Annotated in this window: 22 protein-coding genes, 6 tRNA genes and 1 pseudogene; 8 read left to right on the top strand and 21 right to left on the bottom strand. The window is 31.4% G+C overall.

Translation table 11 applies throughout. The annotated features are described in order from the left end of the window. Positions 1-19: 19 nt before the first annotated feature. The 5 genes from ACYSNM_RS05680 to ACYSNM_RS05700 form a co-directional block, all read right to left on the bottom strand. Positions 20-778, bottom strand: coding sequence for an iron ABC transporter ATP-binding protein (locus ACYSNM_RS05680; protein WP_461754518.1), 759 nt, complete (start codon positions 776-778; stop codon positions 20-22). Continuing rightward, positions 775-1,722 carry an iron chelate uptake ABC transporter family permease subunit gene (locus tag ACYSNM_RS05685; RefSeq protein ID WP_461756004.1) on the bottom strand — a complete coding sequence of 316 codons (948 nt, stop codon included), beginning with the start codon at positions 1,720-1,722 and terminating at the stop codon, positions 775-777. The genes ACYSNM_RS05680 and ACYSNM_RS05685 overlap by 4 nt, the downstream gene beginning before the upstream one ends. Continuing rightward, positions 1,715-2,665 carry an ABC transporter permease gene (locus ACYSNM_RS05690; protein ID WP_461756005.1) on the bottom strand — a complete coding sequence of 317 codons (951 nt, stop codon included), beginning with the start codon at positions 2,663-2,665 and terminating at the stop codon, positions 1,715-1,717. The genes ACYSNM_RS05685 and ACYSNM_RS05690 overlap by 8 nt, the downstream gene beginning before the upstream one ends. Before the next feature lie 399 nt (positions 2,666-3,064). Beyond that, complete coding sequence (locus tag ACYSNM_RS05695) at positions 3,065-3,535, bottom strand: hypothetical protein (RefSeq protein WP_461756006.1); 471 nt, start codon at positions 3,533-3,535, stop codon at positions 3,065-3,067. 254 nt (positions 3,536-3,789) lie between these two features. Beyond that, complete coding sequence (locus tag ACYSNM_RS05700) at positions 3,790-5,643, bottom strand: M1 family metallopeptidase (RefSeq protein ID WP_461756007.1); 1,854 nt, start codon at positions 5,641-5,643, stop codon at positions 3,790-3,792. Between the two features lie 422 nt (positions 5,644-6,065). Between ACYSNM_RS05700 and ACYSNM_RS05705 the strand changes: the two genes are divergently transcribed. After that, on the top strand, positions 6,066-6,629 hold the full coding sequence (locus tag ACYSNM_RS05705) for a Crp/Fnr family transcriptional regulator (RefSeq protein ID WP_461756008.1): 564 nt from the start codon (positions 6,066-6,068) through the stop codon (positions 6,627-6,629). 102 nt (positions 6,630-6,731) lie between these two features. Here ACYSNM_RS05705 and ACYSNM_RS05710 read toward each other — a convergent pair whose 3' ends face one another. The 4 genes from ACYSNM_RS05710 to ACYSNM_RS05725 all read right to left on the bottom strand — a co-directional run bounded on the left by ACYSNM_RS05710 (position 6,732) and on the right by ACYSNM_RS05725 (position 10,130). Continuing rightward, entirely contained in the window at positions 6,732-6,962 is a 231-nt protein-coding gene (locus ACYSNM_RS05710) for a hypothetical protein (RefSeq protein WP_461756009.1), read from the bottom strand. A 514-nt stretch (positions 6,963-7,476) separates the two neighbouring features. After that, on the bottom strand, positions 7,477-8,001 hold the full coding sequence (locus ACYSNM_RS05715) for a hypothetical protein (protein ID WP_461756010.1): 525 nt from the start codon (positions 7,999-8,001) through the stop codon (positions 7,477-7,479). A 408-nt stretch (positions 8,002-8,409) separates the two neighbouring features. Next, complete coding sequence (locus ACYSNM_RS05720) at positions 8,410-9,537, bottom strand: GNAT family N-acetyltransferase (protein ID WP_461756011.1); 1,128 nt, start codon at positions 9,535-9,537, stop codon at positions 8,410-8,412. 62 nt (positions 9,538-9,599) lie between these two features. Continuing rightward, positions 9,600-10,130, bottom strand: a complete 531-nt coding sequence (locus tag ACYSNM_RS05725) for a GNAT family N-acetyltransferase (RefSeq protein WP_461756012.1) — start codon at positions 10,128-10,130, stop codon at positions 9,600-9,602. Positions 10,131-10,530: 400 nt separating this feature from the next. Here ACYSNM_RS05725 and ACYSNM_RS05730 point away from each other — a divergent pair. The 3 genes from ACYSNM_RS05730 (at position 10,531) to ACYSNM_RS05740 (ending at position 10,805) form a co-directional block, all read left to right on the top strand. Next, positions 10,531-10,614: transfer RNA gene (locus ACYSNM_RS05730), tRNA-Ser, on the top strand. Positions 10,615-10,621: 7 nt separating this feature from the next. Continuing rightward, positions 10,622-10,696, top strand: a tRNA-Pro gene (locus ACYSNM_RS05735). Between the two features lie 34 nt (positions 10,697-10,730). Further along, a tRNA-Pro gene (locus ACYSNM_RS05740) sits at positions 10,731-10,805 on the top strand. A gap of 539 nt (positions 10,806-11,344) precedes the next feature. Here ACYSNM_RS05740 and ACYSNM_RS05745 read toward each other — a convergent pair. Next, a complete protein-coding gene (locus tag ACYSNM_RS05745) occupies positions 11,345-11,809 on the bottom strand; it encodes a lipocalin family protein (protein ID WP_461756013.1) in 465 nt (154 codons plus the stop codon). Positions 11,810-12,169: 360 nt separating this feature from the next. Here ACYSNM_RS05745 and ACYSNM_RS05750 point away from each other — a divergent pair, with 360 nt between their 5' ends. Next, positions 12,170-12,853 carry a hypothetical protein gene (locus ACYSNM_RS05750; RefSeq protein WP_461756014.1) on the top strand — a complete coding sequence of 228 codons (684 nt, stop codon included), beginning with the start codon at positions 12,170-12,172 and terminating at the stop codon, positions 12,851-12,853. A 227-nt stretch (positions 12,854-13,080) separates the two neighbouring features. Here ACYSNM_RS05750 and ACYSNM_RS05755 read toward each other — a convergent pair whose 3' ends face one another. From ACYSNM_RS05755 to ACYSNM_RS05785, 7 genes and pseudogenes are all read right to left on the bottom strand, one after another. After that, positions 13,081-13,548: a hypothetical protein gene (locus ACYSNM_RS05755; RefSeq protein WP_461756015.1), complete on the bottom strand. Its 468-nt coding sequence runs from the start codon at positions 13,546-13,548 to the stop codon at positions 13,081-13,083. A 41-nt stretch (positions 13,549-13,589) separates the two neighbouring features. Beyond that, complete coding sequence (locus tag ACYSNM_RS05760; protein WP_461756016.1) at positions 13,590-13,805, bottom strand: hypothetical protein; 216 nt, start codon at positions 13,803-13,805, stop codon at positions 13,590-13,592. Between the two features lie 922 nt (positions 13,806-14,727). Further along, a complete protein-coding gene (locus tag ACYSNM_RS05765; protein ID WP_461756017.1) occupies positions 14,728-14,934 on the bottom strand; it encodes a hypothetical protein in 207 nt (68 codons plus the stop codon). Continuing rightward, a pseudogene (locus tag ACYSNM_RS05770) lies at positions 14,894-15,478 on the bottom strand (Panacea domain-containing protein). Before ACYSNM_RS05770 ends, ACYSNM_RS05765 begins: the two are co-directional and overlap by 41 nt. A gap of 431 nt (positions 15,479-15,909) precedes the next feature. Beyond that, a tRNA-Arg gene (locus tag ACYSNM_RS05775) sits at positions 15,910-15,983 on the bottom strand. Positions 15,984-16,619: 636 nt separating this feature from the next. After that, a tRNA-Arg gene (locus ACYSNM_RS05780) sits at positions 16,620-16,693 on the bottom strand. Positions 16,694-16,921: 228 nt separating this feature from the next. Next, positions 16,922-17,473, bottom strand: coding sequence for a GNAT family N-acetyltransferase (locus tag ACYSNM_RS05785; RefSeq protein ID WP_461756018.1), 552 nt, complete (start codon positions 17,471-17,473; stop codon positions 16,922-16,924). A gap of 340 nt (positions 17,474-17,813) precedes the next feature. On the opposite strand from ACYSNM_RS05785, the gene ACYSNM_RS05790 reads away from it, so the two are divergent. The 3 genes from ACYSNM_RS05790 (at position 17,814) to ACYSNM_RS05800 (ending at position 21,492) form a co-directional block, all read left to right on the top strand. Then, positions 17,814-19,835 carry a hypothetical protein gene (locus tag ACYSNM_RS05790; RefSeq protein ID WP_461756019.1) on the top strand — a complete coding sequence of 674 codons (2,022 nt, stop codon included), beginning with the start codon at positions 17,814-17,816 and terminating at the stop codon, positions 19,833-19,835. Between the two features lie 260 nt (positions 19,836-20,095). Further along, a tRNA-Ser gene (locus ACYSNM_RS05795) sits at positions 20,096-20,180 on the top strand. Between the two features lie 583 nt (positions 20,181-20,763). After that, complete coding sequence (locus ACYSNM_RS05800) at positions 20,764-21,492, top strand: PA3715 family protein (RefSeq protein ID WP_461756020.1); 729 nt, start codon at positions 20,764-20,766, stop codon at positions 21,490-21,492. Positions 21,493-21,572: 80 nt separating this feature from the next. Here the strand turns inward: ACYSNM_RS05800 and ACYSNM_RS05805 are convergent, their stop codons facing one another. The 4 genes from ACYSNM_RS05805 to ACYSNM_RS05820 all read right to left on the bottom strand — a co-directional run bounded on the left by ACYSNM_RS05805 (position 21,573) and on the right by ACYSNM_RS05820 (position 26,081). Next, positions 21,573-22,223 carry a helix-turn-helix domain-containing protein gene (locus tag ACYSNM_RS05805; protein ID WP_461756021.1) on the bottom strand — a complete coding sequence of 217 codons (651 nt, stop codon included), beginning with the start codon at positions 22,221-22,223 and terminating at the stop codon, positions 21,573-21,575. A 225-nt stretch (positions 22,224-22,448) separates the two neighbouring features. Next, positions 22,449-23,474 carry a UDP-glucose 4-epimerase GalE gene (gene galE, locus ACYSNM_RS05810; RefSeq protein WP_461756022.1) on the bottom strand — a complete coding sequence of 342 codons (1,026 nt, stop codon included), beginning with the start codon at positions 23,472-23,474 and terminating at the stop codon, positions 22,449-22,451. Between the two features lie 11 nt (positions 23,475-23,485). After that, entirely contained in the window at positions 23,486-23,992 is a 507-nt protein-coding gene (locus tag ACYSNM_RS05815) for a DUF1573 domain-containing protein (RefSeq protein WP_461756023.1), read from the bottom strand. A gap of 1 nt (position 23,993) precedes the next feature. Continuing rightward, on the bottom strand, positions 23,994-26,081 hold the full coding sequence (locus tag ACYSNM_RS05820) for a DUF4838 domain-containing protein (protein ID WP_461756024.1): 2,088 nt from the start codon (positions 26,079-26,081) through the stop codon (positions 23,994-23,996). Positions 26,082-26,089 lie beyond the last annotated feature (8 nt).

Here is a 26,089-nt window from a genome sequence, read left to right on the forward strand (position 1 = left end):
TTTGTATAGTATTGATAGTTTACTTAAAGTATATACATATTTTATTATCACAATTATCCACAATAGTCATATCGATATCGAAAACTTCTTTCATAATGTCTTCCGTAATTATATCTTGAGTAGGTCCAAAATGAATGATCTTATGGTCTTTTACAGCCGCAATATAATCCGCATAAGACGAAGCATAGTTAATATCGTGTACCACAATAATAATGGTCTTTCCATATTGATCAGCTAAAACACGTAAAATCTTCATGATCTCCACTGAATGCTTCATATCTAAGTTATTCAAAGGCTCATCTAATAGAATATACTCCGTATCTTGAGCTAGTACCATGGCTAAGAAAGTACGCTGTTTTTGCCCACCACTTAACTCATCAATATACTGGTCCTTCATTGAGGTAAGTCCCATAAAGTCCAAACTCTCATCGATTTTCTCCATATCATAGCCCGTTAACCTACCTTGACTGTGAGGAAAACGACCAAAGGATACTAATTCTTTTACTGTTAATCGAACATTAGGGTTATTGGCTTGCTTTAAAATAGATAAACGCTTTGCAAAATCTCTACTTGTAAAACCAGTAACGTCTTGATCTAATAAATTAATCTCTCCAGAATCTCTAGCTACCAATCTACTTATTATAGATAGAAGTGTACTCTTACCAGTTCCATTACCTCCAACCAAGCAGGTAATTTTTCCCTTTGGGAAGTTAACCGACACATCATCCAATATCATCTTCTCTCCGTAAGCCTTACGAATATTCTTAACTTCTATCATGATCTATTGCTCTTTAATAATAAATAAATAAAATAAATACCTCCCACAAAGTTAATAATAATACTAATTGTGGTAGACATATTAAATAAATGTTCTACTAAGTACTGCCCTCCAATTACGGTAACCGAAGTTAAAAGACAACATGTACTTACCATGTATATATGTTTACTACTCTTACAAATCTCATAAGTTAAATTTGCTACCAAGACACCTAAGAAAGTAATAGGTCCTACCAAGGCAGTAGAAATGGCAACCATTACTGAAATAAGCATTAAATTGGCGCGAATAACCCCATGGTAATCTACTCCCAAAGAAATAGCGTTCTCTCTACCTAGACTCATTACATCTAAAGATCTAAAATAGCGTACCCCCCATAGCATAACAGCCACAAGAATTACAGCAGAGACACCTAATAAATGAAGATTAATTTTATCAAAAGAAGCGAACATCGCATTTTGAATAATCAAAAACTCATTGGGATCAATTAACATTACTATAAAGGAGGAGAAGCTTCTAAAAAGCGTTCCCATTAAAAGTCCTACTAATAACAAGAGATACATACTCTTACTTTGCCTGCGAAATATGGCATAATACATTGCCAGGGCGAAAAGCAACATTAAAGCTACTGAAACAAAGAAGTTAGCCTGGGTATTAAGCACTTGAAAGGTTCTGTCCCCATAAGCAAAAACAAGTAAGCTCTGTAAAAGCAAATAAAAAGAATCAAACCCCATAATGGAAGGTGTTAAGATTCTATTGGCTGCAATGGTTTGAAAAACAATACTAGAGTACCCAATAGCAAAAGAAATAAGTAGCATAGCCAATACCTTATACCCTCTTCTTGGTAAAACGTAATCTAATTTAGTCCCCGTAAAGGTGAACATATAAATAGCGATACAAAACAGTAGAGCTACAAATAAAATGGTGATAACCTTATTCTTAAACATTTTTAGTCTTTTTAAAGATTAATACCAAGAAAATAACCCCTCCAATAATACTTACTGTAAGACCGATAGGAATTTCATATGGAGCAATAATTAAACGGCTAATCATATCACAAATCAATAAGAAAATCGCTCCAATTAAAGCAGTATAGCTAATGGTTTTCTTAAGATTATCCCCAAACATTAAGCTTACGATATTGGGTATAATAAGCCCAAGAAAAGGTATAACACCAGCGGTTAAAACAACTACTGTAGAGGTGATAGCTACAAAAAACAATCCTAAATAGGTGATTTTTTTATAATCCAACCCCAAAGAACTAGCTGTATCTTCTCCTAGACCTATAATGGTAAACTTATTGGCGTATAAATAGCTTAAAAAGACAATTGGCACACCAAGGTATAATATCTCGTAATTTCCTTTTAAAATAGCTGAAAAGTCTCCAATTAGCCACCCTTCCATATTTTGCACCAAATTGTATTTATAGGCAAAGAAAGTCGAAATAGCACTTAGGATATTACCAAAAACAATACCTACTAATGGTACAAAAATAATATTCCTCATTTTTATTTTTGAGGATATTTTTAAAAACACCATACTAGCTAAAAGTGCAATAACAAAGGATAGAGTCATTTTTACAAAAATCCCACCACTAGGAAATAATAGTATACTAAAGAGTATACCCATTTTACAGGCATCCAAGGTCCCCATTGTAGTAGGAGACACAAATTTATTCAAGGAAATTTGTTGCACGATTAAACCTGAAATACTCATACCCACCCCAGCAATCAATACGGCAATCATCCTTGGGATTCTACTCACCAAAATAACCATTACCTCATCTTGAGTAAGCTGATGGATATTGAAAATAGATATATCCTTAACTCCAATAAAAATGGAGATAAAGGAAAGTATTAGGAGTATAAGAACTAGTAAAATTCTTATCATTTTAAAGCTTGTTTTTATTTAGAATAAAATTAAATAATGGCAAATATATAAAAGTATGACAAGTGTAACAAAACAAAAATCAAACTAAATATTCCCTAACAAGCCTATTACAAACAAACAAATTCAACAATCCTAATATAGAATTAAACATTTATCACAAAAATACAACATAAGACACTAAATAAACAAAATAACAACCAATACGCAAAACATAATATAATTCGACACTTTGTTTTATAAAGCAATATTTAAATCCCACTTATAGCTAAAATGCCCTAATAAATTCAAAAAAAGTCTGTTTTGAAATACTATCACTACTATAAAGGCTTCTAAAAAAAAGCAGCCATTAACACCTTATGGTATTAATGGCTGCTTACAACTACAAACTCTCAAATTATATTAAGGTGTTACTAACTCTATAGATTCTACTATAGCACTATCTATAGGTTTAAGTAGCATAGTGCGTCTACGCAATTCGCTAACTTTAAATTTATAGATAGAGCCATCCTCTAATTCTACTTTAATAACTCCTGCTTCTAACTCGAAACTCCCTTTGTATTTTTCTAAATCATAGTTATTAATTCCCTCAAGACCTCCTTCTTTTAATAAGGAAATGATGAAAACGGATTTTTGCAATAAACTCTTCTCCAGTTTATAGTCATTGGCCGTACTAGAAAAATTGAAATGAGCTGCGGTCCACTTTTTACTTATATTATGTAGATTCACCTCCATAACTGGATTTGGATCACGATCATTATTACTGTCATCCGTGGAGCACCCCGCTAAACCTCCGAATAATAAACCTAAGCTTACTACAACAATTACTAAACACCTCTTACTCATAGCTCTACATTTAAATTTTAAACTCATTATACTTAAAAGTTTTAAATTAACTTAAAACATTTATCAAAACTCAATTAAAGCTACAAAATAATAAGTTAATTTCAGTAATTATGATAAAATATTAATTTCATTAACTTTAAAAATACCATACAAAAAGTAAAATATACCAAATAAGCTACTATTTACCCTCTTTGAGGTATTACAAATGTTAAGCTTAGTTAAACTAAACAAAAAAAGCAAAAAGGATTCCTTTTTGCTTTTTCTCTAATGGTCTTTATGTTTTATTGCTCCACAGAATAATTCAAGTAATTATCAATGGTTTGCCTAGCTATAAAGTGATAGTTCTCTCTTGCTTGGGCGTAAATTTGATTTGCCAGGTCTATTTGTCCAGAATTGACTAAAGCCAAATACAAAGGCTCTAAAAATTTTCTCCTACCAACTGTAGACATAAATGCTGTAGCATTATCGTTAACAGTGTCGTATTGTAATAAAAAAGATTTCTCAAACCAAGCGCACTGTATTTCTGCGTTATTACTGTTTGTAAAATCGTATAATTGATCCATTTTAGCTAAATCCTCTTTACTTAGGCTTTTGGTATCAATGGATCTAATATAATGTACAAATTGATTGGTAGACCAATCCGTTGGCCTTTTTTCAAAAGATTCCTTTTCACTAAAAGACGCTACATCTTGTTTGTATTGCATATCTACTTGATCTAACAAGGAAGAATTTGGTTTTTGAAATTCGATTGGCCAACCTGTATCGTAAATCCAGTTTTGAACAAAATCATCCTCTCCATGGGTTAAATTTTCCTTTAGATACTCTACAAAACTAGTTGTAGTCATCGTTTGAAAAGCATTGTCCGCAAAGTACTTTTGCACAAAAACATCAAAAGTATCTCGAGTATAGCGGTCCTCTAGCATTTTTAAGAACAAATAACCTTTATCATAAGGAACATCAGAGAAAGCATCATCGGGATTTCTATCTTGTAAATCTACATATAAAGAAGTAAAGTGATTATCTATAAGATTCATAGAGGTTTGTAAATCTTGGTAACCATTTACACTAATCATATCAGCGTAATCCTTACCAAATACCTTCTCCATAATACGTCTTTCAAAGTACACTGTAAAGCCTTCGTTTAACCAAAAATCATCCCATGTGGCATTTGTAACTAAGTTACCAGACCAAGAATGTGCAAGCTCATGTGCAATTAAATTGGTTAAAGATCTATCGCCAACTAGGATAGTTGGAGTAGCGAAAGTTAAACGGGGATTTTCCATTCCTCCAAAAGGAAAACTAGGCGGTAAAATAAGCACATCATATTGCTTCCATGGATAAGGTCCATAAAGCTCTTCTGCAGCCTGTAGCATAGTATCTAATTGAGCTAATTCCCAAGAAGCTTGAGAAAGTAACCCCTGCTCTGCATAAACTCCTGTACGCTGATCAATTTCCTTATAATGTAAATCCCCAACAGCTAATGCAATTAAATATGGAGCTATAGGCTGGTCCATTTCTAAATGATACACTCCCGACTCATTTTTCTCTTTGGCATTAGTAGCACTCATTACAGCCATCAAATCCTTAGGAACTTTCACCTTCGCATTATACGTAAGGCGAATACTTGGGGTGTCTTGTATAGGAATATAAGATCTTGTCAAAATTGGCTGACCTTGGGTTAATAAAAATGGATACTTTTTATCATGAGTTTGGGAAGGCTCTAGCCATTGTAAGGCACTAGCCTTTGGCGTTGTTTGATAAAAAATCTTAACCAAAGTATCTGCATCACTTATAAAAACCCTTAAAGCAGATCCTTTAATAGAGTCTCTTTGAGCAAGCTCCCATTTGGCACTATGTCCTTGAACTTGTACAGAGTCAATTATCAAGTGATCTGTATCAAAGACAATACTTGTGGCATTATTGTTTTTAAAATCATACTCTGCGCTTCCTTTTATTATTTTTTGATTAAAGTCTACCTCAACATCCCATAGTAAATGGGTTATTTTAGCACTATTAATTTCTGCAAAACTTTGATTATCTACAAGAATAGGCGAAGTAGATTCGGACTTACTTTGGCAAGAAACAACAGCCGTAGCTGCGCACAAAGCCAAGAATACTTTAAAAGGTGTTTTCATAAGGTCAATAAAAAATACATTTTGAAGTTACAAATATATAAATATCCACTTAAGGGGTCTTATCTATTGCTTTTTTATCTATCCTTTGCCTTATATTACTAAAGCGTTAATTGAAAACTACTGTTCCATGATTTAAAACAAAATCATTACTTTTGTACTTTATTTTAAAAAGTAATAAATAAAAAATGGGAGAAACTCCACTTACTTAGTTCTCCCATTTTTTGAAAATACACATTATCACTTTTATTGTGATGTACACAATTATATCACACAACACTTAAGTAATATCTATAAACACTAAACTTATAAAAACACATACACTAACTGTATATTATAATAGATATTTCCTTAATTTTGATAGTGCAAATCTCTAAATAATTATGTAACCTTTATAGGACATTTGTCCTTAAGCAGATAAAAAAATGTTAAGAAAAAATATTGAATTCCTATCTTATATAGAAAGCCTTGCGCAAAGTGAGGTTTTTAGTGACAAAATTTTGCTGAAGACTTTTAAACCGAAAGAAGAAATTTTAAACCAAGGAGATGCTGTAACTAAAGTTATTGTAATCAAGGAAGGTATTACAAAATGCTATATCACAGAAGAAAATGGAAAAGAGTACATTCCTGAGTTTTTGAGCACTGGTGAAATTATGGGAGAAATTGAAATGATTTCAAAACGAAATTGCCTTTGTTCAGTTCAAGCAATTACTCCAGTACAAGCCTATATTATTCCAGCATCGGTTTTTGAACACCTTTTGCAAACCGACTTAACTTTTAATCACACTTTATTGCATATAGAAGCCCTTCGACTATACGATACAAGTAGCAAAGCTTCTTTTCAACAGCTTTATACGGTTGAACATGCTCTGGAGAAACTCTTAGAGCTTCAAAAGCTCCAAAATGTCAATTTAACTAAAGAAGATATTGCCTCATATTTAGGAATAACTACTAGAACGCTAAATAGAGCCTTAAAAAAACAAGAATAAAAAAAGGGAGCTTATAACTTATATAAACTCCCTTACTATCATTTTAAATCTATTTATTATTTCTTTTTGGAAATAACTTTTGTCAAATAATCTTTGCTATTTTTAGTTATAGCAAAAATCAACGGTGGATAAATTCATTTCTTTTAAGAATTCATTGGGCATATTTTCCAACTTTATAACTTGTTGCTGACTTAAAATAAAGTTGTGGCTAACCCAACTTTTAGTATTATAAATCATTTCAAAGAGCTGGAATCTAAAATCCTCCACACTTAATTGGCTCAACTCAGATTTTTTGGCTTCAAAACCTGCTTGATTAAATGCTACTTTTTTCATTTATTTATTGTTTTGTTTGTTGCTTGTTGTTTTTCACAGTAATTAAACTAAATCTCCCTGATAAATCCTTCTTAAAATAAAAACATATTACATAGAAAAGATTATCAAAAAACTATTGGCACAGCTGATTTGGCTAAAATCCGCTCGTTAATTTAGTTAAATTAAAGAAAGACCTTAATTATTTTTTGGCAATTTATTACAAAATAAATTATATATCAACACCTTATCGTTGAAATTCGTAAAATTCAAAAAAAACACAAATTTTACTTCTCAATCCAAACAATATTCAATTTTTAAGTATAAAACAATAACAATATTCCAATATTATCTGAAATCAGATAGCGTATTACATCTAATAATTAACACTATATTAGGAAAAGAATGCCAAAAAAAGGCGAGAAAGGCATAGCAAGACGACTAAAAAAATCAAAAACTATATTAAATTAACCTTTAAATAGAAGTAAAATCTACAAAATTTAGAACATCCTGCATAAAACAATCTATAATAGTGAGATTATCCATTAACTTTTTTATTAGCAAAAAGTAAAAGAGACTGGGTATAATCTCCATCGAAATCAATTTTATATATTTTAGATATATCAAATTCATCGATTTCTTCAATCCACTCCCCATTTGGGGCTAGTTCCTCAAAGGCAAAACAGCTTTGATCATCATTACCCATAAACCTACCTACTAGACAGCTATTTTGATCCTTGAATTCCAAACAAAAGGCACCGTATTTTAATGAAATAGTCTCTAGAGTAATAAAAATATTAGAATGTAATTCCACGGGGGAATCTTCAAAGTTTACATGTTTAGCTTTTAACACTTCTTGAATAAACAATAAATCTGCATCTGTTGTGATGGAAATTACCTTTTTACGATTTATAAGCTCATAGCCATCCATTAAGTAATCCACTAGATTTTTTTTGATAAGAATCCAGTTTGATGTATATGCAAGTAAGATCCCTACAATAGGCGAGTTACTTCTACCTTGAAGTTGTATACGGACTAATTGATTCAAATTATCTTTGACCATAAGGATGTAACTTAAAGTTTAAAACTAGCACTAAGTAATGGACTATTGTTTTGGCTTTACAATAATTAAATAACTATACATAGTGACTCATCCTAAAATTAGTAAAAATAACCCAACATTTCTACTTTTTATGCAAAAATAAATATACAGGCCCAAGAATAACACAATCCTTTAGTAACCAACATAATAAGTTATTCCCCATACAAAGGCATTGCCTAATACACCAGCAACTTACTCCTACTACCTGTCTAAAATAGTATAAAACAAAGGTTAATTGTAATTACCTTTTAAAATAAAGGACATGACTTCATTATATTACCCAAGAGCCATTTCTTTTTATTATACAAAATATAAACGCCTATCTATTCTATAGATAGGCGCTTATGATAATGTGTTTTTATAATGGGATTAAATTTCTTTTGAAAAGTAACTCATATGACGTAGTTTATTTTTTAAAACGGTTGGTTCTATAATAAAATCATACTTTTTAGTAAAACCAAACTTCTGACAAAGTCCGATACTAGCTTTATTCTCTTGTTCAAGACAATAAATAACCGATTTACTTAATGTATGCTCTTTACATATTTGCAAGAGAGTTTCTACAATTTGGCTTCCATACCCCTTTGCTTGAGCGGATTCTTTTAACCAAAGTCCCAACTCAGCATTACGCTCATTAATATCGTGAATACCACAAGAACCCAAAAACTCTTTAGTATTTTTATCTAATACAGCCATAACCAAACAAGTTCCTCTTTGCTGCTCTATTTGAGAAATACGAATAAACTCCTTTAGGATTCTATCATTTTTCATGCTATCAAAACTTAAATACTTTGCAACATTTGGAGTTAAGCTTTCAAAGTAATCTTTTAAGTGCTTTGGATCTATACATTCAAAGAGTAAATCTTCACTCTGCCAGGTAGAATCTAAACTAAAAGGAATTCTTTTTTGATCTCTAACCATGTTTAATATAGTAGAGATTTCGTAAATCAAACCTTTATCAATCAAATCCTTAGTTTCCGTACTTTCTATATTACCCTGGTATTCTAACAAAATTTGCTTGGTATAAAACCAAGGATCATCAAAAAGTAGATTGGTAGGGGTTTGAGCCCAAAGTAACTGATCTGCTTGTTCGCTTTCAAATTCTGGCCATAAATAAATAGAATCATCCTCCCAAATCCATGAACCAAAATCCTTATTGTCAAACTGATCACTATCTAAGAAAAGCTCCCATTGTAAACCAACAGCTTTGGCAAGCTTAAGAAAGATTCTCAAATACAAACTAATATTTTCAGAATCTTGTTGGAAAAACTTTATTAGATAAATAAGCACAATAGGACTAGTAATGGTTAATCCTCCCTTGTTTTCAATAGCATTAGCCAAGGTGATAAGACTCATTCGTTTATTGTGAGAATTACCTGTTTCAACAATATGTAAAAGAGCTCCTGTATCATTAGCTCGTCCATTAAAGTGCATTAATTGATCCCAAGGCACATCTCTATAATGCATTTTTATTAACTCCTCTATACTTTGTTTCATATCTATCTTTGCTTTTATCCATTAAAAAAGGGCTCTAAATAAATTAAAACCCTTCTTATATCTTATTTCTTACCGTCTTTGCGGTATTGTAACATATTTAAAATCTTTGTTTGCTCAATATTACGAACAAATTCATGATCGAAAACATAGCCTAATTTTTCCGCAATCTTAATGCTTCCGCTATTGTTTTTCTCCACATTGTAAATAATAAAGTCCACTGTTAAGTTATCATAGATAAACTGCTCTAGAGCCTTTATTAACTCTGTTCCATACCCTTTACCAAATGCTGCTTCTTTTAACCAAATTCCCAAAGAAACGCTTTCTTTTGAAATATCATGAATACCACAACAACCAATAAACTCACCACTTTGTTTATCTGAGGCAACTAAAGTAATATCTAAGCCTTTTTCTAACTGTCCAAGACTATAATCAATAAATCCTTGTGTGTCCTCTATTTTACCTGTAGGGATAAATGGTAAGAATTTTGCTACTGTTGGAGTTAATGCCTCAAAAATAGCTTCTTTAAATTTATCATTTACTATTTCAAAATGCAAACGATCGGAATCAAATGCAATGGAAGTATCCATTCTCATAATGTCTATGTTTAATTTTGCTCTTTTGAGCAATTATAATGCTTCTGTAATCTTTTCTTTTGATAAGATAAAGTGCAAATGTACGAAAAACACTAAATATGGACAGTGAAAGTGGGAAGTAATTTGACGAAAAATTCCAAGGCACCCCTGATTCTACAAGAAAAAAAGGAACATTTTACAATCTTGCGCCTTCTATGAAACCTGAAAAAACCTATTTTTTACACAAAACGTATTTATATTACACAATTGGCAAAAAAAACTTACTCTCTTATCCTATTAACAATGAATGCTTTAAAAGAAAAGAGCAAAAAAAGTATAAAAAAAAACATAAATGCATTTGCACAAATGGAAAACTCGCAGTATGTTTGCCATGCAATTAAGAGGAAAACTTATAAGCAAAGGAGAGGTGCCGGAGTGGTAACGGAGCAGATTGCTAATCTGTCATCGGGTAACCGATGCCAGGGTTCGAGTCCCTGTCTCTCCGCAACTTTCGGGGTGTAGCGTAGCCCGGTCATCGCGCCTGGTTTGGGACCAGGAGGTCGCAGGTTCGAATCCTGCCACCCCGACGAAAGTTTAAGTTTTTATCTGATATTGCAACCTCGGGGTGTAGCGTAGCCCGGTCATCGCGCCTGGTTTGGGACCAGGAGGTCGCAGGTTCGAATCCTGCCACCCCGACAAAATACAGAATCCGTAAATAGTTTTATTTACGGATTTTTTTGTTTTACAAATGAGCTATCATTTCTAGTATTTTTTAAAACACTTACACTACCCTTTGTTTTACTTGTTCGCATAGTTATATTAATTACCCTACTCCGTAGATATTATAAGATTTCCAATCCGATAATAAAAAGATATCTTTTGGACTAATTAAATATTTTTCACTAGATATTTAATTAAATCATTTTCACTAACTTAGCTTTCAAAATAGAAAATTTACAGTTTAGATAGAGCGAATATTAAAACTAATTACCATGAATGAGTTATTTTTAAAAAAAGTATTAGCATATATTCTTAACAACAAACTAGCCTTATACCTAGCTTTAGTAATGGCCATTTTTTTCATATACAAAGCTGGAAAAATAACTGGTCATATTATAAAATCTTTCTACTAGCACTTTAGCTTCTAAAACAAAGCGTTAAGTAGCTGGATTACCCTCTAAGACCCTATAGAACGGATACATATTAAAAGTAAAGCTGCAAAAGAAGCCTTACCCCTATTTCTCTAAAGTGTATATTATCTCTTCACCATATTTATATTGGTTTATTGTTCCCCCAGCCTCATAAGAATATTGAACCCCTAAATAGATCGTATTTTCATCTACATGTACATATTTCATACGCACTTCTGTTTGGTCATTTACACCATAAAGGCAAAGATGTCCACCTGAAATTTCGTAGTTATACTCCTGTTCAACAACACTACAATGCTCATTGTCATCTAATTCCCCTTTTTGCTTTTTCACTTTATTATCTTGCATAAAAATAAACTTCCCCTTCTCTAACTCACACTTATCCAAATCATAATAATGTCCATCTTTGTAAATAGAAACAACATCCCATGTTCCTATAATCTGCTCCCGCATATGTTGATCTTGTAAACTCTGCTTATGAGTTCCAATACATGAAAACACAAAAAGGCTAAGTATTAGCAGGATAAGTAAAGGATTTCTTCTGTTCATTTTTACTGTATATTTTATTAATAAAATCAAATGTTTATTTACTTTCAAGTACTTAAAAAGCTTTTCACTATAAATACTTATCTAAGATAACTATAAGAATAATGATATTAGTACTACTAACGCTGATATAATTTCCAACACACTACAACAATAAGAAAGTTAATAACCACAACAACGTATTTATTTTAACAAAAAAGGTAATTATTAGAGTTTTAGATTAAATTAGCATTTAAATAGCTTTGGGGGTAGCTTTAGCTTCATTGAAGCAAAAAAATCTTTTCTTTCACTATCCATAAAGATATGACCATGATCCTTGTACCATCTAGTAAATCAATAAACTAAAATTATAAAATCAACCTGATGAAAGCATTTCCAACTATTGAAGAGGTTTTTGACAACCCTCCTGAAATTTTCAAAGCAATATTTTTCCCATTATTAACCATAGACCTACCTGAATTAAACAAAGGAGATGGAAAAGTACATTTTGTGAGTGTTTGGGGAGACGGCAACCCTGAATTAAAATATAAGGATGACTTATTTAACTATGACTTCATTAAATTCGATTGGACAGGTGAAAAATATATCTTTAATGGAGATTTAAGCATTATTGAAACCTATGACCAAGTATATGAATGGTACTTAGAGGCTGAAAAAGAATATAAAGAGAATAAGGAAGATTATCTTACTAAGAAAAAATATTCTGAAATCAAAAATAGTCATTTTGCTATAGAAAATCGCCGTAGAAAAGAAATCTCTTTCGAATATTACAACTATGTACAAGGAGTTATCAATTACTGGATAACTAGAGATAAATACCTAGAAACGGGCTTATTTATTCAAGGTAGTGCCTATACGGGTGACTATAGTGATCATGAAAGAAAAATTCACGAAACACTAAGTAAAACAGGCATAACAAACCGAAGTAACGAATTAATAGGCAAAGTAATTGGCTACAACTACATTGACGGATTTGGAGAGGACCAAATTTCCTTATACATAGATCGCAAAAAACAGCAGGTATTTCAAAAATTCAGCTGGTCGTAGTAGTGCATGTTTCTAAATGGATACCTAAAAAGACTAAAAAACGCATATATGAGGTAAATACAGCATTAATCATAAGACAAGCAGACAAAGTAGCCTTAACTAAACATAAAGCAAGTAAAGACGATCTAAAACACCTCTTGTGTCTTGACAAGCAGCATTTACATCTTAAAAAGCTACATAGTTAGATATGTAGACAGAAAAAGCCACTTTATAAGTGGCTTTTTCTATTATTTATCTCTAGAATAAATATATGTTTCTCTTCTTCCTTCTGGCACATCCTCTACTCCTATTCCTTCTTCTCTAACCCTAATTAAAGTCATCTTCAAAGTATTGTCATCTAAAAAGGTTATTTTCCAAAAAAGATCTCTTTTTTCATATTCTCTACTTATTTTTAAAACATCCATATCAAGATCATAAGACGCAGGTAGAGATGTTTGCCTACAGCTATAATTACCACTTTGCCCATATTGTTCAAGCATCTGACTATTTGGATAAAATACGTTTTTTTCATATTGTAAAGCACATTCAGAAACAGTCTCAGGCCTATCACCTACCATGACAGCTTGAATCGACCAAGTTCCTATTAGTAGACTTTGCAGTTCACTATTTGTACCACTCGAATTATCATCACTACTACAAGAGAATAAAATTAAACATCCTATTACGAATCCTATTTTATTAATAATTTCTTTCATTTTCTAAATTTTTTTTTCTTATTAAATAATATACACCCCATTTAATACTCAATTTTACATGGGGTTCTACCTAATTTTTTAGCCTCTGCTACACTAACTTTATATATACTAGTAGAGCAATTGTTTAATCCTCTACATCTATTTGACTTATGGTATCTTGCACTCGACTTTCCTTTACAAACATAAACAGCTTGCTGACTAGAGAACGACAGTAAAAAAACTGAAAGTAGCCCAACGACCAATGTTTTCTTTCCCATATTTTTAATCTATTTTTCTTTTACACCTTCTTTTTAAAACAATTAAATTCAGTGTTTTTCCAAGTCCTAATGAACCTTTTTTAAAATAACTTAATTATACCATGAGGATACATCATCACGTATCAAATCATAATATTCATATATAACCAAGGCTAACTCGGAAGTAGCTCGTTTAGACTTGGACTTATTTATGGTAAAATACCCATAAAAATTACCATCCATATCCACAACTACAGAAGGATTACCACCATAGGAATTCCATGGAGACTCAGAATTATACTCATTTCCAAATTTCCCATATTTATTCCAAATAGAGTTTGGATTATAATTATCACAATTTAAGCAACCTTAATAAATATCATGATTGCTCCCTCCAAATAAATGCAATGTTTGAGAATAGCAGGATAAACAAATAACAGAAAATAATATACACAACATCATTTTTCTATACATACTACCATATTTTAATAATAATAATAATAATAATAATAATAACCTGCAAGATAAACTATCTTTTCCCCCTTTAGAGAATGGCTTACTAAGCATTTCAAGCACATTACAAACTTAATAAGCAAAGGGTCAAATAATTCATTAAAAACCTACACACTTCAATGTGCTGACAAAAAAAGCCACTTTACAAGTGGCTTATATACTTTTATAATAATTTTTTTATTCTTCTAGGAACTTTAGATGACTCTTTAAAACACTGCAATACTTTATCAAAAACTCTCTTTTTTAATTTTCCTTTATGTTCATAATGAATTCCCTCTAAAGGATATTGCATTACAAACTCAGTTATGGCCTTTATAGTCACATATTGTCCATATAGATAAGTACGCTTCTCAAACGAAAAGTTTTTATTTGTAATAATTTCATTCTCTTTAAAAATAAAAGCTGACTGATTCGCTGAAGGAATATCAATTCAGTCATATTCATGGGAAGACATAAAATCTTGACTTGAAGGCAAACTAATTATTATTTTTTGATCATTATCTATTTCTTTCAAGACCAAAAAGTATTTATTCTTAGATTTTCCATCCTCGAAAACATAATCCCTTACAGACAACAAAGCCCCAGCTTCCATAAAACTAAAAAGCGTACGAATTAGCAAATTTCTCCATTTGCTCATATTCTTTTAATAAGTGACTTTTAAGTTCATCACCTTCAACTAACTTATGTAAATCCAACAAATAGTTACTAGTATTTCTCACCCCATTATCAAAATCTTCTTTTAGACTTTTTTCATTGACTAATTTAAACCACAAACCATCTTTTTTATGAGTGTACTCTACTAATTCATCAGCATTAAAGTTTTTATATTCTTTAGTGATCTTTTCCAACAAAATAATATTATTATCGGAAAATTCGTCATCATTAAATTCTGCTTTTGCGGATATAAAAGACATTTTTCCCCTTTTTTTAATGGATATATAATCCTTTAATGATGCTAAACTTGAATCGTCATTTAGCTACGAAAACAATTCTTGGTTTACTGGTCCTAATTTCCAAGCTTCGTATTGTAGATTAAAAAAAGCAATACCAGTTGACTGAATAGAAAATTCATCTAGTAAATAGATCAATTTTAATGCTTTGGTTTTTAACAAAGAAGGCATATTTTCAGAAAAGTAAATTAATGTATTACCTACTTTATCAATTATTTCTTCTTTTCTCATGTATAAATATTTTTTTGCTATGCAAATTTATTGATTAAAAAAATACAATTTATTTTGACTATTTAACTACTTTACATATAGCAATTTAATATTAAACAACTGCATATTAGCGAGTAATTTATTTCAGATAATACTAAAACCATAAGACAGTTCGACACTATATTAAATACTTTTAATATACATTACAATAATATCCTAAATTACTTTGACTAAAAGAAGTACAAACACTCCTGCTAAATCTTTTAATACTAAACCAAAACACTTTAGACGATGCATAGAAATGTTAGAGATAAGGCTTTTTCATTTGTCAGATTAACGCAACTTTCTGCTTAGTTTTCAAGTTTTGCACTTACTCCGTAATTATTATCAAAATAGCACTCTAGAAAACACCTAAAAACAAAAAAAGCTCCAACATATTGTTGAAGCTTTTGTGATCCAATCAGGATTCGAACCTGAGACCTACTGCTTAGAAGGCAGTTGCTCTATCCAGCTGAGCTATTGGACCAACTCTTTGTAAAAAAACCATCCTTTTACAAGGACTTATTTCCTTATTTTGAGAGTGCAAATATATAAAATTATATAATACAAAAACAAGTATTTTAAATATTTTTTCAATTTATTTTAAAAATAAACACATACGTATGATTTCCAATAACTTACATTAATTCAACAGCTAAAAAACCTAAATAAAACCCTATCCTTTTGGGTACTAACACATTATACTGTTAGTAATAAAATGCTAAGTAAAGCAGTTACAGTAAGTAAATCTCTCTCTTATCCTATAACATTTTCATTAGTGAAATACATAAGGTATTAGCTAATAGACTCTTATTATACAACCCTAGGTGTTAGTATAGCAAATTACCCAATAAGGTAATTTCTTTCACAGTATAATCCGCCTAGATTGCATCTTAAAGAACAAAAAGATTTATGCCTATTATATAAGTATTTCACTAAGGTCAATAATCTATATTCTAAAATATAGAGTTTATACCAAGGGGCTAAAATCAAAAAAGGCCACTAAATAATTAGTGGCCTTTTTTATAAGTTTTAAATAGCTAATTTGCCTTTTTAAAAACAATATTTCTACTGTATTTATCTAGCGAACTATCTAGAAATCAACGCTCTTTAAAACGCTAAGTGATCCAATCAGGATTCGAACCTGAGACCTACTGCTTAGAAGGCAGTTGCTCTATCCAGCTGAGCTATTGGACCTCATTTTGATACTCAAAATTTTCCCGTTCAATCCGTAAACATGGTTATGTTTTTGTTTTGAACACTGCAAATATATTGCTTTTTATAAGCACAAAACAAATAAAAAGAATGATTTTTTTATAAAAAAAAACAACTACCTGAAAGGTAGTTTGTTATAGGTGAACTTTTTTTTATTCTTCCTATCCATTCTAAGTATTAAAGGCGCTTTTAGGTAAAAAGCCTTCAAAATTATTGTTTAGACAATCCTGTTTTTTGCCAATCCTCCTTAGTAATTTGGTAAATACAATTGAGTCTAGGCTCTTCATTGGGGTAATCTACTAATTCTTGAGCTACTTTTTTGGCTCCTATTTTCTCAATAGCCATTTGAGAGCGTATATTATTTGCTCCAATATGGAAAATAACCTTATCTACAATAGTGAAGATATAATCCAGCATTAATTGCTTTACAAGGGCATTATATCCTTTTCCCCAGTATTCTCTACTAAAGAAAGTAAACCCAATCATTATGGAGTTTTCAATAAGATCATAATTATAAAATCTAGTGCTGCCTATTATCTGCTGCGTAGCATTATCTACAATCTTAAAGGCTCCTTTGCTTAAAAGAGCATTTTCAAAGAAAACAATAAAATTGGAATACTCCCATCTATCTTTGTTGGGATGCTGTTCCCATATTTTAGGATCTTTGGCCACCTCATACAGTCCCATAAGGTCTTGGATAGATAAAGGAATAAGAGTTACCTGCTCATTGGATAAAGCAGGTTGTAAAGAAATTGTTTCCATGTGAAAATAATATTGGTTTATATACAAGCCTTTTTAAGGGAATACTAAAGTTAAAATAAAAAAACAACTAACAAGGCTTTTGTCGATTTTAAAGTTCTTCAAAGCTAAGCCCTTTATATACTATATACTAATTCCCTAACCTATACATTGGAAAAGTATTTCTTTTTTTATTTTGCAAATAAACACCAATCCAAATAACTACATTTCAACAACTTAACCCAATTAAAAAGAAGTCTTTACACGAAAAAACCTACTCCCTGTTTTCAGGTATTTTTAAAAATCGCCTTGTTTTGCACTAAATTCTTAAATAGTTTTGTCTTGTAATTTAAACTCAAAAAGCATGAATTTCTCTCAAATACAACAGGCACTAAAAGACGGTACATTGCAAAATGCAGAGCAAACCATTAAAGAATTTGCTTATAGTAATCCAGGGCATCTTGAATCTCGTTTATTATTAAGCGAACTACTTAATCAACTAATTAGTGATTTAATTGATCATGATCTAGATCCATTGGCAAAGCAAATCGAACTACTCACTTTAGTAGAGCAAATTCTAGATATTGATGAGAAAAACCCACAAGCTATCATCGATTGGCTATTTCTTCAAGTTACATTTAACTTTGAACAAACCGATATAGAACGTTTTACAAATTACTTTGAATTCCTTAAAAAGGATAAAAACTATTTTTTAAAAGGAAATCTTTTTAACATAGACCTTTGCCTATACCAAGGCAATAAGTTTAAAGCCATTGAACTATACTTAACCAATATTGATTTCGCACAAACTATAGAGCACCGCATAGAAAGGGACTTCTACGTAAGCCTTTACTTATACCACTGTGTGTACTACTTATGTGATGAGGAAGTAAACCAGTTAGAAAATGCTTTAGACCTAATTCGAAAACACGTTTCTAGACTAGCCTATAAAGACACCTACCCTATCTTCTTTTTCATGTCTGTTGCAATGGATCAGCAAGATTTAGAATTAGTAGATCAATTGGCATTACAAATTATACCAGTTATTCAAAATGAGCACCAACCACAAAGTTATGATCAAAACTTAGAAGAGCTATTGCGCTTTTTAATAGACAACCACCCTATTACTACTGCTATTGCCCACGCTTACTTATCTTTGCAATACTGCATGTACGGAGATAGAAAGTGGCAACAAGAAGCAGAAAGCCTTTACCTACAGAATCCTAAAGACCCTTACTTAATGTGTGCCTATGCAAGTTTACTTGTAGAGGATAGTAAAAACAAAAAAGCATTAAGTCTACTAAAAGAAACTATGTTTTTACCAGTTGTAGAAACAGCTTTTATACCTTTATACGTAGCCACTTACATTAGAGAGTACAATGAGGTACCTACATTAGATTTATCAAAATCTAAAGGTAATCCAGTGAAACTTCTGGATAATATGTATCATTTAGATCAATTAGAGAATGAACTAGATAAAGGACCATTATACGACCAATACTTAAATATACGATTAGAGCTATATGCTAAAGGAGCAGAATTAATTGATAACTACTTACATAAAGATATGTATGCTACATCTTCTTTAATGGAAAACCATCAATTAGCCCAATGCTATCATAACATTGTATGTTTTATCTTAAACAATGAGATTGAGCATATGTATGAAAAAGCAATAGAATATAGTAAAGCCAGCCAAGAGCTATCTTTCTTCTATTACCAATTAAGTGTAAAATGTAACTTATATAAAATACTTGGGAAAGACCAGGAATTTGCTCAAGCTATACAAGAGTACTTATCCTACCCTATGAAAGAGGCAGATCCTTCCGATTACTTTAGATTTAAGCTGCAACTAGTAACAACCTTAACAAAGCTTGGAGAAATAGCAAAAGCTATTGAGGTATATACCGAGGTAAAACCTGAATTAATGCAGTACTTTAGAGACAATGGAACTTCTAGTTTTGAACAAAGCTATTTAGTACACGCCTTTGAAGCTGATGATACAATCGCTGAGCATTTACAAGAAAGTCAGCGAGAACCTATCTATACACCATTTGAATACTATCAGTTTTACCCTCAAAGTGATGATGTATTATTCCGTTTAGCAAAAGCTTATTATGAAAACGGCCAAATGGACTTATTTGAGCATTATGCTGATTTGTATTTTGACGCGTATGCAGCTATGGATTATATGTGGGGTACTGAATTCTATTATATTATGGAAAGATATCTACCTGTTTGCTACCCAACCAACGCAGAGCATGTAAACGAATGGTTAGAAACTTTAGTCAGAAATAATGCGGATGTACCATGGCTAGACCAATATGTAGCTCAATTTGGAGGTAAGACTTCTAGTAAAGGATTTTTCTCAAAATTATTTAAATAACAGTATAAATAAAGCCATAGAAGTAGTTTTAAGTAAAACTACTTCTATGGCTTTATCAAATTTTAGCATCAATCACTAAACTTTTACTGTAATAAGATAAAAAACAACTTTTTAAAAATAAATATTTCTAAAACTAACACCTTAACTTAAAAGGCTTTACAAAACAACAAAGGAAAAGAGGTTCTTTTTTTATCAAAAAGACTTGTATTATCTTATTTTTATAGTAAATTTGCACTCAGTTAGACCGAAGGAATAACCTTGGAGAAATGGCAGAGTGGTCGATTGCGGTAGTCTTGAAAACTATTGACTGTAACAGGTCCGGGGGTTCGAATCCCTCTTTCTCCGCAAAGAAAAACCGATAACAATTGTTATCGGTTTTTTTTATTTATGTACTTACTCCCAAGAAGACCTACCCCCACTTCTATCATTTAAAAAAAATTTCATAGCTGAAATTTTCATTTCCTTCGAAGTTTCTTTATAAAAACTTTCAACCTATTTAACTAACCTTGGACAGACTTGTAAAGATTTTACCAATGATTGCATAAAATTCTATTTTAGCGCTTTTTTCGAAGTAAAAATAGCATTGCTAAAGTCAAGATTTTCGGGAGGTGGAATTTATTTATATCCTTGTATGTTCATTTCTAAAGTTTCAAGGTGTTAAAACACTAAATTGACGATCAGTAAATTACTGAGCTCTACTTTCTTTTTAAGAACGAATCAGAGACTCTATCCTAGTAGCATGAATTAGCAAGTTAAAAATGTACAGTTATTTTTTTGTCTTGTTACTTAATGGTAAATTCCTTATTTGCACTTTTACAAAAACGAATGATTTTATTTTTTTCAAATTTAATCTATTACCTTTACCTCTAGATCTCTCGAGGTTAGCTCATGTGCTAACAAGAGAAAAGGCTAACATAAAAAGTTAAGTATGAGATTAAATATTATTGTTATTTTTCTGTTTTTTTCAACATTTTCTTTTTCACAAATAAAGGATCCATCTCTTTTGGAAAAAGTATTAACTGAATTACAGTTAAAGGAAAATGAAATCCACATAGACTTAGTTGTAGACAAAGTTCTACCTTATTCTAAAGACAAAACGGTTATCGCAATTCCCAAATACAGGTCAATTGAAGTAAGTTATTCTGGAAATGAATCTTATCAATTTGATGCACTAATAGTTGTAGTTGAAAATAAAAGCGGAAAAATATTAAATAAATTTTACGATTCTAATGCCTGGTTTTCGGGCGCTATAACCTTAGAAAGCATAGAAATTGACACAGGCCTATATTTATTAAATGAGCAAACAAGAGCTTTTGGAATAAGAATTAATCTACAAGGAAGCAGTAGAGTAACCCCTTATAGCACAACAGAATTATCTTTATTTATCCCAGAAGACAATCAACTTAAAAGAGTACTTAAAAATTATCCAGTGAAAAATTATAGAGGAGACTGGGATATGAATTGTAGAGGAGAATTTGAGTCTACTACTTCATATATTGATATAGGCAAGACAAAAAGCAATGGACTTTACAATTTAATAGTAAAGGGAAAAACTAATATAATAAAAAACATTCCTACCGAAGATGATTGTATCGAAGAATCATATAGTAGTCAACAAGTAACAACCCTAAAGTATAATGGAGATATTTATCAATAAATTAAAACTTTACATTTTTTTCTAAAAAGACACTTAATAAATGTATCCTACCATAAAATACTCTAGTAAATCATTGATACTTAAGATTGATTTCTTTTACTTTTTAATCTTTTCACATAAGAGATATAAGCAGAAGGAGAATGTCCCGTTACTTTTTTAAAGCTAATAGTAAAGCGGTTATGAGAAGAAAAGCCGCTTTGTTCTGCTAAATAACTTATTTTATACTGTAGATACTTAGGATCGTTTTGTAAACAATCGACAATATGCTTAATTCTAAGTTCATTAATATAAGCATTAAAACTCCTATTCTTATGGGTATTAATCACATAGGATAAATAACGGTGATTAACCCCTACTTGCAGAGATAGTTCATTTAAAGAAAAACCGTTTTTTAAGAATAAAGTAGACTTCTCAAATTCTTCAATTTTATCGAGAATTTCTAGTTCTTTTTCCTTGGGGATATAGTCTTTTTTTAATAGATCTTCCCCTTGGGCTTGGGCTAAATTGTTAGGTAATTTTTGGTGGGCTATCTTGGGCTTTAAGATAGAACTACTCTTGCTGTCAAGTACAGTAAGAGTTTTATTTTGTTTAAGTTTTTTTGCATTTCTACTTACCATTATTAACATGATCAACAGCAAAAAAGCCGCCCCAATAAGCATATAATAATACCCAAAATTGTCCATTGTCTCTGGATCCATCTCATGGGAAATAATTGTAAAAAAACTCATCATATTTAATTTCTATCCAAATGTCTTTTGAATACATTTTTCTGTAAGTAAATCTAACTTCCCCTCTACTACATAATAGCTTAATTAGATGTTACTTAACCCTTTATTATTGCATAAATCAGGCTTTCCAAATATAGCACTTTTCTGTTCTATGAACAAATTTCAAGGACTACCAACATAACTCAAACACACTAAGAAAAATGCGGTAGTCCTTTGTGAAATAAGTTATTAAACTAGTTCTACCTTACTATTGTTTAATTGCCATGTCCAAGCACTTTTTAAAGACTCTTCTAAGGAAGTCTGTGCTATCCATTGTAACTCTTTTTTAGCCTTATCACAATTTGCATAAGCACTGGTGATATCCCCAGGTCTACGATCACATATCGTATAAGGCACATTTATATTATTAATTTTTTCAAATCCTTTTACAATCTCTAGAACGCTACTTCCTTTACCAGTACCTAAATTGTATATTTTCAAGGCTTTATCTAAAGAAGTTTGCCAAAGGTTTTCTAAAGCAGCAAGGTGAGCCTTAGCTAAATCCCCTACATAAATATAATCTCTTATGGCTGTACCGTCAGGTGTAGGATAATCATCTCCCCATATATTCAAATGGGTTCTTATACCAGCGGCTGTTTGCATTACATAAGGAAGAAGATTATTTGGAATTCCATTAGGTAACTCACCAATAAGACCAGAAGCATGAGCCCCGATAGGATTAAAGTAACGTAATAAAGTAGCTTTCTTTTTGTAAGACTCTACGAAATCCTCTATGATTTGTTCTCCCATTTGTTTGGTTGTTCCATAACTAGACTCACACTTTTTAAGTGGCGTATTTTCATCAATAGGCATAAAATCGGCTTGTCCATATACAGTACAAGAGGAGCTAAAAATAATGTTATTCACATTGTGCTGTTTCATAGCAAAAAGCACGTTAACAAGACTATTTAGGTTATTATCGTAATAATCTAATGGAGAACTTTGACTCTCACTAACTGATTTATAAGCAGCAAAGTGAATTACTCCATCCAATTTATGGCAAGAGAATACTTTAAAAACAAGTTCTCTATCTCTTAAATCGTAAGGGTAAAAGTCAATTTTTTTACCGGTTATTTTTTCAATTCTATCCAGTACTTGTATTTGGGTATTACATAAATTATCCACTACAACTACCGAATAATTGTTATTCAATAATTCCACTACGGTATGTGAGCCAATATAGCCTAATCCACCTGTTACAAGTATTTTTTTCATATTCTTTTGATTTAATTATCTAAATAATAGCTTCTATGATTGTCTCCATCGACCATAGATTTGATTAAAGATTCATTTTTCAATTGATACAATTGCTCATAATCTTTGGTATAATGGGCATCGGGTACCACATTTAAATCAAAGACAACATCGATAAACTCTGTATCTTTAAAATTTCCATAAATGCTAATAATGTGTTGTACATAACCTATGTTCTTATTACTATCATAGGTTAAAGTGAGTTTCCCATTACCATTTGCTGGGATTGTCTTAATATTGTTTCTACTAAAACTAAGGCAACCACAAGTAGCAATTATATCTTTCAATTCAAAGGCAGTGTCTCCAGTGTTCTTAATGGTAAAGACCATATCTAATTCTTTTCCTTGCTCTATAGGGTAATAATGTCTATGGTTATCTACTATTTCTAGAGTGGTTAGCTTTTGTTCTTTTTTACCACAACCCACAATTTGGGTTAAGCAGATAAGTAAAAAACTTATAAAAAATCTATGCTTTATCATATTATACTTCTGTTAATAAAATTTGATCTATAGCAACACTATGGGTTGCACCTTTGTTATTATAGATCTTTATTGTTAATGGCTGTTTTGTCTGTAAGTCCAATGGGATTTCAAGGGTAACCCTTCCCTGATCACTTATATCTGTTAATGACTCTTTTTGATAAACAATTTGATTTCCAAGGAGAACCTCAATTTTATCTGGTAGAGTAAAACGGTGCCTTTTTTGGTAGAGAAAATCAATAATTAATATTTTTTCACCTTCCACTTGGTCAATATCTACTTGCAAGTCTAGGGTATCTCCTGTGTGAATAAACCATCCCATATGATAATCCATTGTATGTCCAATTAGACCATCACTTAACAAACTCAGCTTAGCATCAGAGTTACCGTTTTGCAATGAGAAGCTACTTTGGTACAAATAATTAGGCCTTTCTCTAGCCTTTAAAAGCTCTTGCCAGAATTGTATATAATCCTTTATACTACCTTGGCTTTCTTTATAATTTAAGATATTCAAATCTTGGGCTTTTTCTAGCTGTGCTAAATCCTTAAGAATCTGGTTTTCCATATCTAAACTCAAAAGATCTGGATCGTTTTGTAACTCTATGTACTTTAATTGCAGCTTAGTAAAAGTTAAACTAACTAAAAGAGCTTGTAATTTTTCTTTCTCATTGCCATCTGCCTTTTCTAGGCAAGCTTCTAAAGAAGTAATAAACTCCATAAACTCCTTTTTTTGAAAATACGTCTCTATGTTAGAGGCCATACCACCATACATATCATAAGGTATCTCTTTTAAAGCATAGGCTTTTTCAAGACCTAAGTAATAGCTGGTTAAAACAGTAGAGCTCTTTGGATAAAACTGTTTAAAATAAGCACTTACAAGGCTGTCTATATCTAAAGTAGTATCTTTTAAAAGAGCGGATATTACAAAAGTTTGCACATCGTTAAAAGGGGAATAATCATATCCTTGTGCATTGTAAAACACCCCAGTTATACCAAGTGATTTAAAATACTGCAGTTGTTTTTTAATAGAATATAAAACGGGTATTGGAGTTAAATAATCATCAAAATTTGCACTGTAATCCCACAGATAAATCTTTTGTGTTTTTGTCTCCCACTGGCTCACTAATTCCTTAAAATCCTCTACTGCCTTTTGCTTACTTCCCTTATCTATACCAATGCCTTTTGGCAAGTCTATTGTGGAAATAAACACTCCTGTATTTTTAGCTAACTTTTCTTTAGGAAGATCCTTTGTCGTTAGATAAGAGCCCATAAAAAAGGAATGCCAAGTAAAATCACCTGCTATTTTATTGAGTAAATAAACTACTGCACTAGTAGCGCTTTGGGCTGTATTTCCAAGGCTTACACATGTTTGACAAAGGCAAACCACTGTATTGTCTTGGGGCATAATCACAAAATTGCTTTGATTATCTTGGTCCCCAAACCCTTGATTCTCTATAATATATTCCTTCAGTAACAAATAGTTCTCTGGAGAAGAAAAACACAATTGATCTGTATTTTGCTCTTGGTTTACACTTGCATAAACTACTCTATTTTTATCGACACTTTCCAGAGCTTTCTGCAAATTATGCCCCCATATCCCCCAATCTATTTCTACATTATTAGTCCCAAGAACACCCGAGTTATCTATTTGTAAATTACTCAAGTAGTAAGGCTCTTGGTAGCTAAAATCAAAGTTTTTACAACCAGAGGTAAAATCTACACTACTTGGAGGTAAAAAATCTGCTTTTAAACGATCATCTCTTTGAGCAATCTTCTGGATTAACTCATAACTCATCCATGTGGCAATCCTTTTGTTTTTCACGCTAATCGATAAAGAGTTATCCTTTCTAGATATACAGTACGTCTGGTCTAATAGGGGATCAACTCTTAAATCTATATATAAATTTTGCTTTTTTTTATGTAAAGCAAAATCCTTATCCGATAGACTAACAATTTGTTTTTCAGTAGATAGCTTATTAAAATGATTAAAGAGATAATTGGCCCAGTTTTCACTTTGCTGGTCCTTGTGATAGCTTAGAACATAATGCTTCCCCTGTAATTCTATGACCTGCTTGGATTGACAACCCATAGTACTAA

The sequence above is a fragment of the Myroides sp. LJL116 genome (assembly GCF_054871685.1).